This is a genomic window from Marvinbryantia formatexigens DSM 14469 (assembly GCF_025148285.1).
Classification (GTDB): Bacteria; Bacillota; Clostridia; order Lachnospirales; family Lachnospiraceae; genus Marvinbryantia; species Marvinbryantia formatexigens.
Window position 1 is genome coordinate 119124 of sequence record NZ_CP102268.1, and the last position, 14651, is coordinate 133774.

Sequence of the window (14651 nt, forward strand, 5' to 3'; positions counted from 1 at the left end):
TCAGATACCCTCCTTTTCGTTTGTTTCTTCCTGTTTCAGGTATTCCCCGTAGATTTTTTCCAGACCTGCATCCGCCCGCTCCGCATTCCACTGGATTGCGACAGCTTCCACCGGAATCACGAATTTCTCCTCCGTATCCAGCTCTCCCTCCAGGTAATTCACAAGCTTCACCTCCCGGAAAAGCTCTGTTGTGGATTCTCCGGGTGCAACAGTCGTCTTATAGCCATAGACATATTCTGCCGTATCTGCAGATACCACTTCTGATACCAGCTCCCAGTTTCCATCCGGCTCAAACGAAAACAGCTCTGTATCTGCCGCCGGAAGCTTCCGCTGCGTGTCCGGATTCACGACAGATATGTTCCTCACCGGGATGCTGACGCGCAGGAACACCCATGCGTCCAGACTGCCGGTATTTGTCACCTCCGGGTTTTTCGGGATTACTGCCTTCGGTATCAGGTCTTTTCCTTCTTCCGGGTTCCATTCATCCTCTGTCAGGTCGATACTGACGTCCCCGACCGTGATGATATTATCAGCCTGGTGCGCGTCTGTCATCCAGGCAACCGACGCGCCCGTCCCGGCTGCTGCCAGCGCCAGTATGGCGGCTGCAGCCATAATCAGTTTACTGTGTGTGTTCTTCACAGATGTCACCTTCCTTCCCTTCTTTTCTGTTTCCTTCTGTCACTGCGGTCTCTCCCGCAGCCCCTCCTGTTTCTTCCTTCTTCCCCTGTTCTTCCTTTTCCCGGCAGCCGCCGGAGAAAAGGAAATCCAGGATAAACAGCAGCAGCCCCAGGCTGACCAGCAGCAGCCAGCCTCCTCCGGTCTGCAGGAGTGCTATCCCGTATCCGAGATACGGGATATGGAACATGACCTTCCCGCAGACATTTGTATAGGATACCGGCTTTGCATCCGCCGTATCGTTTGCATCCCCCTTTGTGATAAAGGCTTCATCTGCGGTATGCACCTCTGCAACGCGGTGTGTTGCCGCTGTATCCCCGTTTATCATGTAGGTGATGATGTCCCCGGTATGGATATTCTCAAACGGTACCTCTTTCACGTAGATTGCTGATGCCACAGGGATTGCCGGTTCCATGCTCCCGCTTGTTACAGTATAGATATGGAAACCGGCAAGCCCAGGTCCGGCAACTGCCAGAAGAAGCAGGACATACACTGCAAGGAGTATGTTCACAATCCTCTTAGCCATTTTTCCTCTCCTTCATTTTAGCGGCTGCTGCAGCGGCAAGAAACAGGGCACTGGCAGACAGCAGCGCCGCATAAAATACCGCCATTCCAGGGTCACCTGTCTTTACCGGGATGATACCGGTCGTCCCGCCTGACGGCGTATCTGTGGACACAGGCGTGGCTGCATCCTCTCCTTTTGCGGTAAATACCCAGCGGATTTTTCCGAGCAGGTCCATGTACTGGTTGTCCATTTCCGGGGACAGCTCCAGCTTTACCACCAGCTTTTCAGAAGCTCCGGAACGGAAGCTGCCAAGACTTGCTGCCCTGCGCATGTTGTTGCCTTCCGCAGTACCGGATACCGGTCCTTCATACAGTACCTTTCCGTCCTGCGTGATTCTGATGACAGCATATTTATTGATAAGCTGCTCCACCAGTGCAAGCTGTTCTGCAGACATCTTTTCCTGGTCCACCGGCTCCGCATGGAGCGTGATTTCCACCTCTTCTCCGGATGTATTCCGGATGATAATCTCCTGTGTGCGTGAGCAGCCCGGTGTCAGATTCTTGAAGGATGCAAACAGGTCTGTCTGCGATTTTTCAATGTCAAATCCCTTATCTTTTCCGAGGAATGTCACAGATGTCGCCTCCGATACAGACGTCCCTTTATAGGAGCTGATGATTTTCCGGTCTGATATGTTCCAGATATCCGCTCCGCCTTCCGCCTGCACAGATTCCATCCTTACAATGATGTGCCCCTGTTTGCCCTTATAGGCATTGCCCGCATCCGCCGACAGCACAAAGGATTCCATCAGCGGCTCTTTTGTAGTCTCTCCCGCTTCCAGGGCTTCCCGGTAGTAAAAATATCCGTCATGCCCGTCTGCCCACATTGTATTATTGAAGGTGATGAGTATTTTTTCCGGGTCGAGGCTCTCATCTTTCACGAATACGCCATTTCCATCCAGGTCCCCAATCTGTTTTTCAATCTGCACCCGGACAAAGCTTGCCACATTTCCTGTATTTTTTACGTTTACGATTTTGGTGACTTCCTGGGACGGGTCCACACTTCCCGGCTGGCTGTACTGCTCCGTGATTTCATTTTTAAAGGATGCCATCCCGATAAAGTTATTGGTACTGCCGGTGACCGCCCACGATGCATACGCGGTAATGGATGCAGCAAGCAGGCAGAAGACAGACAGCAGGACCAGTATCACCGGAAGTTTTTTCTTTTTCTTCATGCAACTCTCCTTTCCGGAGGACCGGCATTTTCTGCCGGTCCGTCCTCTGGAATCCCGCCGGAAGCCGGATAACCTTCCGGCAGGATTGTGGTATCAGGGCTGTTTATTTTCTTTCAATCTGCTGGAGTGTGCCACCTGCAATCTCCGAATCCAACGCCTGGTATGCAGCCGCCTGGCTCTCAAATCCGTTCGCCTGGATTGCTTCCGCGCTGATTTTAAGCTGGTACATGCCTCCGATGCCTCCGCCGATGGTCTGCATCTGTGTCTGGTTCCATTCTGTCGGTATGCAGATTGTCGTAAACAGGGTCGCCTCCTCGCCGATTTTCAGGATTCCGTCCCCTGCAACATAGTTAAATACCCATCTGTTAGCTGTGGAACGGTTTGCATCCTTCACAAAATCCGGGTTGACCATCGGGTAGCTGTTCATATCGCTCAGGGAATATCCCGGAATCCGTCCTTCTGTCAGACCGAAGGATTCCCCGTTCTTATCATATGTACCGGTAAAGTTCTTATCGTACCGGATGGTCTGTTCAATCAGCTTCAGCGCTTCCGTATCCGTGACCGCTCTGCCGTTTTTGTCCTGCACCTCCACGATTACACGCACATAGCACGGCTCCTCACCGTTGGCATCCGTCGTGATATTTTTGACGGTCGGGTTCTTGTATACGGTATAACCCGGATAGGTGTTTTCCCCGTCACCGTCGTCTGGATTCCACTCCGGCTCTTCCAGACCGATGTCAAGGTCGCCGATGGTGAACACGTTTGTCACCTCATCATATTCTGTCATGTATGCAAGGGTTCCTCCCGCGATAACGCCTCCTGTGCAGAGTACTGCCGCCATAACTGCAAGATATTTTTTCATTTTTGTGTTTTTCATAATCGTATCCCTTTCTTTTTCTGTGTTCCGGAATTTTCCTGTTCCGGTTATTTTGGTTTTTTGTTTTCTGGATTGTTCTGGTTTATTAATGACGCTGGTTCTGCCGGTATCCTGTTTCATCCCGCGCATGATAGTAATGCAGATGATTCCCCATTTCCTTCACCTCCCTCCGCTGCCGGTAACTGCAGGGTTCCCGGATTACTTCATATCTGCCCATGCTTCTTCCTGCGTAAGGTCCCCTGCCTGCACTGCCTCCGCATACACAAGCACATCAAACGGCACAATGTCCTCTGCGCTGATATCGCTGCGTATAGTCACGCTGTCAAACAGGTAGCCTGTCTGCCCGCCTGGTGATAATTTCCCCGTCCAGTAATAATAACCGTCATCTTTCCGGACCCAGCCGTCATTAATCTGCAGCGGCTGGCAGATTTCATCACCGCCGTCTGTAAACTCGATGCCCGCGCGGACATAACAGTCTGTGTCACTGTTGTTCCGGATACAGGGCTTTTTAGTGATTACGGTTCCCGGTTCCGTCTCTTCGGGCGGGATAAATATCTCCGGAATATCAATATCAATTTCTGATACGTCGAATACGTTATTTTCCGCATCATCCGATATCAGATAGGCAGATGTGTAGCCGATACCGGCACATGTCAGTGTGAGCAGCAGCGCAGCCGCTGCCAGAACAGATTTCTTTTTCATGATTCATCCTCCTTCTGGTGTCATTTGTGACACGGAACGGAAGTCCTGGTGTTTCTTCCGTCCGTCTTTGGCATGAAAAAAGCAGCCTTATAAGCTGCATGATGCTTTTTCCATATGCCTCGTTCTTTTTTCCGCGGGCGGGACTTCTTCCATGACCGGCATCAGGGAGCAGCCGCGGCTCCGCTCATAATTTCCTTCCAGGCGCGCCGCAATCTTCTCGGCATCCGCACATGCGCGGAAGAGCTCATTGTAATCTTCCTGCAGGACGCCGGTCCAGGAAAGCAGATAATCGGAATGGTCCTCATAATGCTCCCCGGTAAGGGGCAGTCCCAGGTCTGCCCCCATAAACAGTGCACTGATTTCCGCACGCAGCTCCTCGCGCGCATATTCCGGGGAACCGTATCCGCCCGACAGGTTCCGGTCCAGACGCGTGGGATGACCGGTACTGTGCGCCATTTCATGCAGGACAGTTTTTGCAAAACTGGTATCATCTTTAAAAAATTCCCTGAGTGGAAGGACAATCTCATCCCGCGCCGGTGAATAAAAGGCACGTTCCTGTGCAAGCTCGCGTATCCGGCATTCACTCGCCGCCATGAAATCATCCATCAGCGCCGTGACCTGCGTCTCCTGCGCTCTCTCCGGTGCCCTGTACTGGGGAAATCCCTGTATCTGTCCGGCGTTAAATACTGTGAAGTAGGCAACAGCCGGATGCTCCAGCTCCTCCGTTTCCCTGATTTTCCTGCCGTTTTCGTCTGTCCTTATGACTTCTTTTGTAAAAATCCACTTCTCACATAAGATGCCATGTTCTCCCTTTTTCGGGTAATATCCTTTTTCCCGGTACTGTCTCAGCGTTGCCCACCGCGGGTCTGTATACCCTTTTTCCAGCACCGCCCACATCAGCCGGAGACGGTTTCCACCCCGGTATACCGCACGGGACAGCGGATTATGTGGACGCAGCCTTTCCCGGTCCCACTCAGCCGCGTTGTTGAAAAATTTCCCCTGCCTCATCATTGCGGTGATTTTTTCCACCAGCGCCCGGCGCTGTTCCATTACGATGTCAAAGGCGCCCGGCATATGATAATCCCCTCCTTTCCTGTCAGGTCTTCTTCAGATACCGTCCCCGGCTCCTCCGTAATACCAAACCTTTCCATAAGTATTTTCCTGTCCGTTTCCTGGCTGTCTGTTTTCAGCAGCTTCATCTGTCATCATCCTCCTTCCATCCCGGTCCGGACCACCGTATCAGTCTGTGATACGTTCCCTGAAATCCGGATTATATTTCTCTTTTAAGAACCTGTCCGTCGTCACGGATACTGTTTTCACTTCCGACAGAGCCGCCCTTTTTCCTGGTTTATAACAGGCATTCACATACATATACATACAGAAAAGCACTGTCGTGAATGCCGCATTTTCATCAGTGGCAAGTATCCGGTAGTAATGCATGTCATTATGGACAGTCCCATCTTTTTCTGCCTGTGCGGTCTGCCGGTCGCCGCAGTAGACCGGGCATCTGCTTCCTTCGATACCGAATCCGACCGGATACATGCTGTATATCATGCCGTCTTTTTCCATCCGGTGATACCCAGAGCTCTTGCACATGCTGTCCTTATGGATTGTCTGGTACACGCTGCCCGTTTCCCTGCCGTCCTGCCTTATCCGGTAAGGACGGAATCTCTTTTTACCGGCAGCACTGTGCCTGTCCGGAAGCATTTCAAATTCCATGCCGCGGTATATCCCGCTGATATATGCCTCCATAGACCAGGGTTTCCCGGAAAGCGAAACAGTCCCCGTCTCCTCCGTCAGCCGTTTTATGGCAAAACCCGCAGTGCAGAATCCCCTTCCGGTCTGCTTCAGCTCAAGAATCATATCTCCTCCTTTCCGTGTCATCCGTGACACGTTTCCATGTTTCAGTCGTCAAATAGCCCTAACGCACTGATGATATCCTTTACCTGCGCTGTCTCCAGGTCTTCCCGTATCATGAACAGGAGCAGCTCTTTCTCTACTCCCTGCCGGATTGCTTCCTCCACAACAGCGATACGTTCCTCATCCAGGTCCGTCCGTTTCAGCCAGTCTGCCAGGATTTCTCCCACATCCTCCCCTTTCTCCTGCCTCCTCAGGCACTCGTTTTCTTTCCGGATGCTGTCTGCCTTTTTATCGTGCTGCCCGTCAACCAGCTTATTTTCCCTAAGCCATTCATATACCTCTGCCCCGTCCGGTGGATTCCTGTTTCTTTCCGGGAGCAGTTCCCGGATATCCAGGGACAGCAGCCTCTCCGGATTCAGATAGATAATCACCGCCTCCCCCTCCTGTTCTTTTTTCTTCCAGTATTCCAGGTCTTTCTCATCAAGGTATTCCATATCTTTCATTCCTCTCCTCCTTTCATGCTGCACCTGCTATCCTGTTTTCCTTTGTAAAGACTGCCGCCAGCAGCTCCGGCTCCGCCGCAACAAATCTGTCGTCCTCATAATATCCGGTGATGCTGTGTTTCATCAGGGTATTGTTCCCGGAGCGCACCCGTTCATCCGCTTCCACAGAAAACACCGGGTATACCTCCTTAAAATTGTAGTAGTAGCTGCACGGCATGTCCGGTATGTATTTTCCGTCCTTCCCGTCAGACATGAGCGCATAAACAGCCGATTCTTCAAATATGCCGTGGCTCTCCTCTATCTGGTAAGCCAGCGAATTTTCCATTGCATTTTTCCCTGTCCCTTCCAGATAAAACTGCCGCTGTCCTTCCCTGTACAGCTCCTCTGTCCTGTGATGGACATATTCCCCCAGGGAAGATGCCTCCAGGTACTCCTTTTTCTCCCAGGTACGGTATTTTTCATCCAGGACAGGGTCGCGTCCCTTAATCATGACGATACATTTCTTTTCATCCAGCTTCCGCACCTCTGCAGCGTCCAGCAGCTCACGCCCAAGGACATCATAGTTACGGCTGCTGTTCCCGTGCTCACCGCGCGTTTCCCCGGTCGCCCGTTTGCCGATTGTCCGTTTTCCCATCGATTCCGAAACATATTTGTGGGACCCCTGCTCATTGCCGCCAAGATACACCATCGTGTCACAGTTACCCGTGACATTTTCCCAGGCGTCCTTAAACAGCACTTTAAGCTGCGCAATGTTCTGGACAATGATGTTCGCCGACATGTTCCGGCTGCGCATGGTCGATAATACGGTACAGAAATCCTCCGGCAGGGCGACGTTTGCAAATTCTTCCATCCAGAAGGCGACCGGTACCGGCAGTGTCCCGTGGTACTTATGGTCCGCAATGCGCTCCAGTTCCTGGAACATGAGCGTATAGAACATCCCGACAAGGAAGTTATAGGATTTATCATTGTCCGGTATCACGCAGAAAATGGCTGTCTTCCTTGCCGGATTCTCATAAACTCCCTCCCCCAGCGCTGCAATGTCCATGTCATCGCTGTCCAGTATCCGCAGTATCTCCGGATTGTTGAGCAGCGCCATACGCGCGTTAAGCGAAATCAGGACGCTGCGGATTGTATCTCCCGCACCTGCCATCACATTTTCATATGCAATCCTTGCCGGATGCTCTTCCGGCAGCGCGCGAAGAAGGATATCTGTTTCAGACGGGCTCCCGTCATCATTTACCTTAGCCTTGTTTTTCAGGTCCATGACGCCCCGTATACTCGGCTTGCGCCCCTGCTTTGGTCCCTCATACCATTCGTAATACATCAGCGCCTGGAGCAGAAGCCCTTCTGCCCTCTCCCACATCGGGTCGCTCTGCATGGACTGCTTCGGCGTTGTGTTTGCGATAAAATTCGTAATCAGACGGATAATGTCATTGTCTGACCGTATATACTCAAACGGATTAAAATGGTCTGATTTTGCAAAATCTATCAGGTTAAGTACCCTTATCCGGTAACCCTGTGCTTCCAGATATCCTCCGCAGTCCCTCAGGCACTCCCCTTTCGGGTCTGTAACGACAAGAGAGGCATTGCACTGCAGGATATTCGGCTTGACAACGTAAAAAGATTTTCCTGCGCCGGAGCCTCCGATTACAAGGCAGTTGTTGTTGAAATTCCGCGCCGCTGTACTTATCCGCAGATGCTCCGACAGGATTTTATTGTTCTGCGGATGCTTCCTGTCCATCATTCTGGCGCTGATTCCGGAAGCAGGAATAAACCTGGAGGTACCATATTCTTTTCCTGGCATATAGTTCCCGACAGATGCCAGGTAATAGATATAGCCGACGCCCCACACAAGCAGGCATACTGCAACGCTTTTGCCCGTCAGTTCCGTGATACGGACAGGCAGCGGACTGCGCAGTGCCTGCACGAGCAGGTCCCTTACATTTTCCAGCGTGACCTCCGTTCCGGACAGTGTCCCGATACAGTAACCGATATAGACCGCTACAAAAAACAGGATGACGAACATCCTGTGGTCCGGTTTCCGTGTCTCAGGCATATGTTTTTTTCATTCCCTTCGGCGGCATTTTTGTTTTCTGTTCCTGTGTGTGTCCCGCCTCCGGCACACGGTTTCCAGCCTTTTTCCTCTCCTTCCCTGCCGTGGTTTTTGCACCGTTTTTCTCCGGCGCGCGGTTTCTTTTTGTCCGGTTGTCATAATATCCTCTGAGCGTGCTTCCTTTTACGGTGCGTATTTCCCCGTCCCTGCCCTGTATCCGGTAATCTGCATCATGGTAAATATATGCGGACAGGATTTTCGTTCCGTTCCGGAACGTATACATCCGGCAGTCTGATTTCGGGATACTGACCAGGTCCTGCCGGTAGGGTATCCTGGTCGTGTATACGCCTTTTCCTGTCATTTTTTCAAACATCTTTTCATTGATGGTTATTCTGGTATATTCCTGCCCTGCTTTTTCCCCGTTCTGTTTCTGTACCGGCGCATATACAACGTCTTTTTCCGTCCGGATATTGTTTCCCGCCCGCAGCCTTTCATTTTCTTTCCGGATATCTTCTTTTTCCAGTTCAGTAATCACGCTGCTTCCGCTGGTCCTTTCCTGCCGTCCGTCCTTTAAATTTAAAGTCAGATAGGTTTTGCCGGGACACACCGCAGCCTGTGGCGGCATTACTTTTCCCGCGCCTTTTAAAGTATATCCTTCAAGCATGTCTTCTCTTGGTATGATAACTGCATGGATTCCATCCGGCATCCGGTACATGCCCCATCTGTCATGCTGTCTCATGGGCTTGCCCTGTATCCAGTAAGCTTTTCCCTTCTGTTCTGTGTCAATATCATGTTTACGGACATTGTATGCTGTCTCCGGCAGAAAACGCTGCCGGTCCTCCAGACGGGACGGTTCCTTCTGTCCGGCGCGCGGGACTGACTGGAGCAGATTTTCCATTTCTTCTGTCGGCAGACCGTTTCTGGTTATACCGCTTTTTGCATAATCAGCCGGACTGATTGGACCCACACTGATGTCTTTATACTTTCCGTTCGCATGGTCCAGTAAAAATGCCTTCATTTTCGCCGCATCTGACGCCGGGATAACATACTGTGTCCGGTTATCCCCACCGCACAGGTCTGGCAGCCGCGCATATAAAATGCCATGTGCCTTCATTTCTTTTTCAACTGCTTTCAGCAGTATCCTGCTCTCTGTTCCGGCATTGATAAAAACATAGTCTTCCCCTTTAATCTGCCGCATTCTTCGCAGGGATACCCGCCCGTGCCACTTTGCAAGATAAGCTGTATTCAGCAGCTTCAGCACGAATGCAGCCGTCTGGACTGTCACTTTCCCCAGCAGATAGCCCGCCTGCCCGGAAACTACAATGACCTGTACGGCATCCCCCACTTCACTCATGTTGTCATCCTCCTCTGTTCTGCTGTCCTGCTCTCCGCCGCCTTTTCCCGGTAGGCGTCCAGGATACGCTGCTGCATTGCTTCCCGGACAAACGGGCTCCGCAGACTTATAAGGGACTGGATATTGTCTCCCTGCAGTGTATATGGATACACCGTATACAGCCGACCTTCCTTCTCCCTTATCTGGATGCCGTTTATTTCGACAGCGCCGTCAATTTCCAGCTTCGCATATCCGCGGATATTTCCCTGTTTATGCAGTGTCACTTCAGCCTTTACGGTATCCTCCGGCAGGTATGCAAGCTGCGCCGATTCCATGACCGCCTCCTTCACCTTCTGTTTGATATCCTCCAGCAGGTTCCTGTCCCGGATACCTATAACATTCTGCCATCCGTTCTGTCCTGCTTTCCGCGGCAGGAAAACATCATATTTATCATCCATCTTCAGGACCTTCACCTGGTGGATGACAAACAGCTCATCCAGTATGACATCCCCGACCGCAAACAGCGTCTTATCATCAATAATCCTCATGTCCGCCTCTATCTTCAAGCTCTTCTTCACCCCTTCCGTTTTTTATTGCAGCGGACATCAGCGCTGCTGCATCCGCTGCCGGTATCCGTTCCCAGTAGTCTGTACCGTAAACCTCTCTCATCGCACTGTCCAGAGTGCGCCGGATTTCCTGGTACCATCTGTCTGCCGCCCTCTTTTTCTGTTCCTTTTCACGCCTTTTCAGCTCCGCCTCCCTTGTCTGCAGCCTGCGCAGGTTTTCCTTTGCTTTTTCAATCTGCGCTGTCAGCTTTTCCTGCTGAGTGCTCATCCCGTCACCTCCCTTCCCGGCGCGTGTCATTTATGGCACGTTTTCTGTCCCCTATCGCTTCAGATTCCTCTGCTGTTCTTTTTCTGTTTTCTCCGCCTGCTGTTCTTTCTGCCGGACGGCTTCCGCTTCCTGTGCAGAAGACTCTTTCTGCACTTCCTGTAAGTGTATCTGCTCCTGCTCTGCGGCTGTTTTCGCGGCTGTTTCTTCCCGCTCTTCCGGAATGTGGCTGTTGACAATATTCCGGCTCTGACGTATAATAATGTCAAAGCCGATACCGTCCAGGCATCCGGGGAATTGTACCCCTGACACCCTGAACAGTTCCCGGCTTTTTTGTTTGCTGCAGAACAGCAGTTTATCCTGGCTTATTACGCGTTGCAGATGGGCTTCAAAATTTGTCCGTCCGTATATACTGGTTATAAAATTTGATGCTACTCTCTGCATTTCGTATGTTCCCTGTCCATCCGGTCTGATACTGATAATAACCGGCAGATGTTCTTTGTCCGTCTCTGAAGTTACAACAACAACACTGTCATTCCTGCTGAGTGAATCGTAAATCATGACTGGCTCCGCAATCAGGACTGGCATGTTTTTTATCTGTTCAATACTGATTTCATGATAACTGTCTGCTCCATCCTTCTTAGGATGTATGCAGTCTGCCAGATGCTTCTGTGTAAATAACATCGGTAATTGTGACATACCTGTCTCAAGCAGAATCGGCGGGGTATCACATACCTTCAGCGCATTATACTGGCTTCTTTTTCCGTCAATTACCTCATCCACCTGTTCTGCAAATTTCTCCTGCTGTACCATCAGCTCATAGCGCCTTTTCATTTCCGGGGACAGCTCCAGCATTGCCTGGAACGCCTGGCTGCTTTTCTTATAAAAATCATTCAGTGACTGGAAAGCTTTTATGTAATCCTCCAGCATTTTTCTGGATGCATCATCCATTGTTTTTTTCCTCCGTTCCTTTATTCATATATTCTTCATCGTCCCCGTAGCGTCTGAAATATTCAGCCAGCAGGCTCATATTTTCTGCTGCCAGCTCCGGGACACATATCTGCTCCAGCCTCTCCAGCGGCATTCCTTCCTGTACCATCCGCAGGATAACCTCCAGCTGCTCTTTGCTGAATGCCGGGTTTGAAATGACCTGCTTTACAAAATCGTTTTTCTGTTTTTTCTCCCTGCGGCACTGGTTCGCGCGCAGCCACTGCTGCAGGATACCGTAGCGTCTTTCCGGCGGCATGTTGTCCTGCCCGCACCTGCTCTCCCTAAGCTGCCGCTTCAGTTCGCTGCACATCTGCAGGAGCTGCCTGCGTTCTTCCTGTATCTGCTGCAGGCTCTCATTCAGGCGCATGTTTTCTGACTGTACCTGTTCCTTCTCGCTGGCAAGGGCAGCGTTCTCCTGTTCCATCCTTGCACGGAGCAGCTCCTGTTCAAGCCGCCTGTTTTCCTGTTCCCGTTCAAGCAGCTCCTGGTAATGTTTTCCAGTTTCTTCCCGTTCTTTTTTCAGAAATTTCATCTGCAGGTCGAATGTTTCCTGCAGATGCTCACGCTCGCGTATAAGCTCCCGGAGTTCCGGAAGCTTTCCTGCAGCTTCCTCCGCCATGCGCTCCCCGAAAATCTGTTTTGCTTCTGCAGGTGTAAATTCTTTCCTGTAAAAATTCTCCAGTACAAAATCCTCACCCATGAGCAGAGCCATGCAGCGCATCATGTCCAGGTCCGTGGAGGATATATTGCTGTCGTCCTTAAAAAATGTCTTCACAAATTTTCCGGACATTCCCTGGTGTACCATAAGATAGAGCTGTTCCCGCTTATGTGCGTATCCGTCTTCCTGCAGATACCGGTACAGCCCCAGACACTTTTCGTATTTTTCCTCCGCGCTGCCGTCTGCCTCATCCCATATCACTTTTGTGGTGTCTGTCTTTCTGATGCTTCCCGCCTCCTTCTTTTTTCCTCAGGATGTTTTTCCTGTCTGATATTTCTGTCCAGCCGGATATCCGTATCCTGGAAATGCTCCTTCTCTTCGGTCTCCATTTCGTAAAACTTCCGTGAAATATACTCCGCCAGATTTATTTCTTTTTTCACCTGCCGTAAAAGCCCGCTGTATTTTTTGACCTGTTCCTGCATGGCTGTTTTTTCCTCTGTTCCTGCAGAGCTGCTCCTGTATAACTTCGTGCGCTCTGCCTGCAGCTTCCGTCCGGCGGCATCCCGTTCCGCTTCCAGATTATCCATACATTGCTGCAAATCCTGCAGCGAGCCGATATCGTGGTCCGTCATGTACCGGATGGCATCCGACAGCTTCCCGATTTCCAGAAGCTCTTTTTTATATTTCCACGGCTGCGCAGCTCCGGGTCTGCGCAGGAACACAGTATTGTTCCAGCGCCGGTAAAACTGGCGCTGAAAAGGACTCATCCTCCAGCCCGGCGTTATTTTTATCTTTGCGTAAATCACTGCCTGCATGGCGGACCAGTCCCCGTATGTCCGGTAGCGGTTTTCTATCTGCGGCGTGACAGCATTGTCGGCAATCCTCTTCGCAATTTCCTCTTTTCCATAGCCCGATCCTAGCCGTGATGTCCTGCGCGCCTGCGGCTTTCCGTATGGGCGAAGCGACAGATATGTCCCGTCACGGATAACATATTTCTGCTCCCGCAGGTACCGGAAGAAATCTTCCATGCTGTGTGAATGTGCAACCGCTTCATCAATATCATCCCTTATGATGTCATCCCACTCATACGCTGTTTTCCATTCTATGTCTTCCTTCTTCCCTGCACTCCGCTTCTCCCATTCCCCGTAATGCACGCCTTTTCGTTCCGCATCATAGACAAGCTCCGGCAGACCGTACTTCCTGCTCAGCCGGTCTGTAATCGGCTGGATGCGTCTTTCCCAGTCTCCTTTCGGGGAATGGAATTTATACCCGTCTTCCTTTGAAACAGAATCAAAAGTAATGTGGACATGCATGTGCGGTCTGTCATTGTGGACAGCACACACGTAATAAAATCTTCCCTGCAGTAATTCCTGGCAGAATTCTTCTGCTATCTGCAGCGCCAGTTTTTCATCCACTCCGGAATCCGGTGCAAAACTCAGCATGTAATGGAATCCCTGTGACCCGTCCGGTTTATTCCAGAATTCCTTGTTCCGCATCATTGTGCAAAAAATCGTTTCCGGTGAAAATCCGGCATTGCTGCTGATATACAGACCGCCTTCCGTTTTCTCCGGATTGCAGATGTAATGGATATTATACTTCAGGTGGGCTGCTTTGTTGTTTCCCGCTGCCTGTTTCATCCTCAGCAGTTTCGTGACCGCCATTTTTTACCGCCTCCTCCAGCAGCCTGTAAATTCTTTCATACTGTTCATCCAGCTTCCGGAGTTCCACTGCCAGTTTCTGGTAATCATTTTTCGTGATATATTTTTTCGTGTTGCAGTAACGCATGGTCTGGTTGATGTTGGTCCCGATTTTCAGGTTCAGATAATTCATTTCTTCCAGAAGCCCGACAATTTCCGGCGGCAACCGCGGCTGCGCTTTTTTAAAGACCCTGCCCCGTATATACTCTGATTCGGATACACGGAATTTTCCTGCCCCGGCTGCAAGCTCCTCCGCTTCTCCGGGTGTGCAGCGGAACGTTTTTGTAACCGTCCGCATTTTCATAAGCCGTATTTCCTCCCGTGATTTTTTCGATGTCCCTTTTTCGGGTGCTTTTTTCCTGCCGCCTTTTTGCCGTCTTGTGCCGTCTTTTTGCCAGCATTCTGACGGCAATTTGCCGTCTTGCCGGCATTTTGTACTCATTTTTGCCGCCTTTTGGGCGGCAATAGACATATCTCCGCAGGAGATATTGCAAGATACGCAAATGTAATACATTCGCATCTTGTGCCAGCAGTTTGCTGGCAGTTAAGGGGAAAATCCCCTTTTACCCCTGTAAATGCCGTCAGAAAGACGGCAAAATACTAAATGACGGCGGTTTGGCGGCAGAATGACGGCAGAATGCCAGCAAAGACAGCATTTTGCCAGCAATGCCAGCATTCTGACAGCAATGACGGCATTCTGCCGTCTGGAATGCCGCCTTTTTGCCGTCATTTTTTC

Annotated in this window: 18 protein-coding genes; all 18 read right to left on the reverse strand. The window is 50.9% G+C overall.

Annotated elements, in window-relative coordinates; genetic code table 11:
- The 18 genes from NQ534_RS00540 to NQ534_RS00625 all read right to left on the reverse strand — a co-directional run bounded on the left by NQ534_RS00540 (position 1) and on the right by NQ534_RS00625 (position 14219).
- Positions 1–639 carry a SipW-dependent-type signal peptide-containing protein gene (locus tag NQ534_RS00540; protein WP_050778259.1) on the reverse strand — a complete coding sequence of 213 codons (639 nt, stop codon included), beginning with the start codon at positions 637–639 and terminating at the stop codon, positions 1–3.
- On the reverse strand, positions 620–1201 hold the full coding sequence (locus NQ534_RS00545) for a signal peptidase I (protein ID WP_006860274.1): 582 nt from the start codon (positions 1199–1201) through the stop codon (positions 620–622). The genes NQ534_RS00540 and NQ534_RS00545 overlap by 20 nt, the downstream gene beginning before the upstream one ends.
- A complete protein-coding gene (locus NQ534_RS00550) occupies positions 1194–2411 on the reverse strand; it encodes a hypothetical protein (RefSeq protein WP_006860273.1) in 1218 nt (405 codons plus the stop codon). Before NQ534_RS00550 ends, NQ534_RS00545 begins: the two co-directional genes overlap by 8 nt.
- Positions 2412–2514: 103 nt before the next feature.
- Positions 2515–3288, reverse strand: coding sequence for a SipW-dependent-type signal peptide-containing protein (locus tag NQ534_RS00555; protein ID WP_157200713.1), 774 nt, complete (start codon positions 3286–3288; stop codon positions 2515–2517).
- 85 nt (positions 3289–3373) lie between these two features.
- Entirely contained in the window at positions 3374–3505 is a 132-nt protein-coding gene (locus tag NQ534_RS00560; protein ID WP_260042929.1) for a hypothetical protein, read from the reverse strand.
- A complete protein-coding gene (locus NQ534_RS00565) occupies positions 3487–3990 on the reverse strand; it encodes a hypothetical protein (protein ID WP_006860271.1) in 504 nt (167 codons plus the stop codon). Before NQ534_RS00565 ends, NQ534_RS00560 begins: the two co-directional genes overlap by 19 nt.
- An 87-nt stretch (positions 3991–4077) precedes the next feature.
- Positions 4078–5064, reverse strand: a complete 987-nt coding sequence (locus NQ534_RS00570; RefSeq protein ID WP_050778258.1) for an ArdC family protein — start codon at positions 5062–5064, stop codon at positions 4078–4080.
- The gene (locus NQ534_RS00575; protein WP_006860269.1) at positions 5040–5189 is read right to left on the reverse strand and encodes a hypothetical protein; all 150 of its coding nucleotides are present in this window, start codon (positions 5187–5189) and stop codon (positions 5040–5042) included. Before NQ534_RS00575 ends, NQ534_RS00570 begins: the two co-directional genes overlap by 25 nt.
- Positions 5190–5229: 40 nt before the next feature.
- A complete protein-coding gene (locus NQ534_RS00580; RefSeq protein WP_040781532.1) occupies positions 5230–5853 on the reverse strand; it encodes a hypothetical protein in 624 nt (207 codons plus the stop codon).
- A gap of 41 nt (positions 5854–5894) precedes the next feature.
- Positions 5895–6353: a hypothetical protein gene (locus NQ534_RS00585; protein WP_006860267.1), complete on the reverse strand. Its 459-nt coding sequence runs from the start codon at positions 6351–6353 to the stop codon at positions 5895–5897.
- Between the two features lie 13 nt (positions 6354–6366).
- Complete coding sequence (locus NQ534_RS00590) at positions 6367–8409, reverse strand: VirD4-like conjugal transfer protein, CD1115 family (RefSeq protein ID WP_006860266.1); 2043 nt, start codon at positions 8407–8409, stop codon at positions 6367–6369.
- Positions 8402–9760, reverse strand: a complete 1359-nt coding sequence (locus NQ534_RS00595) for a hypothetical protein (protein WP_006860265.1) — start codon at positions 9758–9760, stop codon at positions 8402–8404. Before NQ534_RS00595 ends, NQ534_RS00590 begins: the two co-directional genes overlap by 8 nt.
- Entirely contained in the window at positions 9757–10287 is a 531-nt protein-coding gene (locus tag NQ534_RS00600; protein ID WP_006860264.1) for a hypothetical protein, read from the reverse strand. Before NQ534_RS00600 ends, NQ534_RS00595 begins: the two co-directional genes overlap by 4 nt.
- Positions 10274–10573 carry a hypothetical protein gene (locus NQ534_RS00605; protein WP_040781528.1) on the reverse strand — a complete coding sequence of 100 codons (300 nt, stop codon included), beginning with the start codon at positions 10571–10573 and terminating at the stop codon, positions 10274–10276. Before NQ534_RS00605 ends, NQ534_RS00600 begins: the two co-directional genes overlap by 14 nt.
- 51 nt (positions 10574–10624) lie before the next feature.
- Entirely contained in the window at positions 10625–11521 is an 897-nt protein-coding gene (locus NQ534_RS00610; protein WP_006860262.1) for a MuF-C-terminal domain-containing protein, read from the reverse strand.
- A complete protein-coding gene (locus tag NQ534_RS00615; protein ID WP_006860261.1) occupies positions 11514–12479 on the reverse strand; it encodes a hypothetical protein in 966 nt (321 codons plus the stop codon). Before NQ534_RS00615 ends, NQ534_RS00610 begins: the two co-directional genes overlap by 8 nt.
- The gene (locus NQ534_RS00620) at positions 12476–13879 is read right to left on the reverse strand and encodes a relaxase/mobilization nuclease domain-containing protein (RefSeq protein ID WP_081455555.1); all 1404 of its coding nucleotides are present in this window, start codon (positions 13877–13879) and stop codon (positions 12476–12478) included. The genes NQ534_RS00615 and NQ534_RS00620 overlap by 4 nt, the downstream gene beginning before the upstream one ends.
- A complete protein-coding gene (locus NQ534_RS00625) occupies positions 13809–14219 on the reverse strand; it encodes a plasmid mobilization protein (RefSeq protein WP_143115783.1) in 411 nt (136 codons plus the stop codon). The genes NQ534_RS00620 and NQ534_RS00625 overlap by 71 nt, the downstream gene beginning before the upstream one ends.
- Positions 14220–14651: the final 432 nt, after the last annotated feature.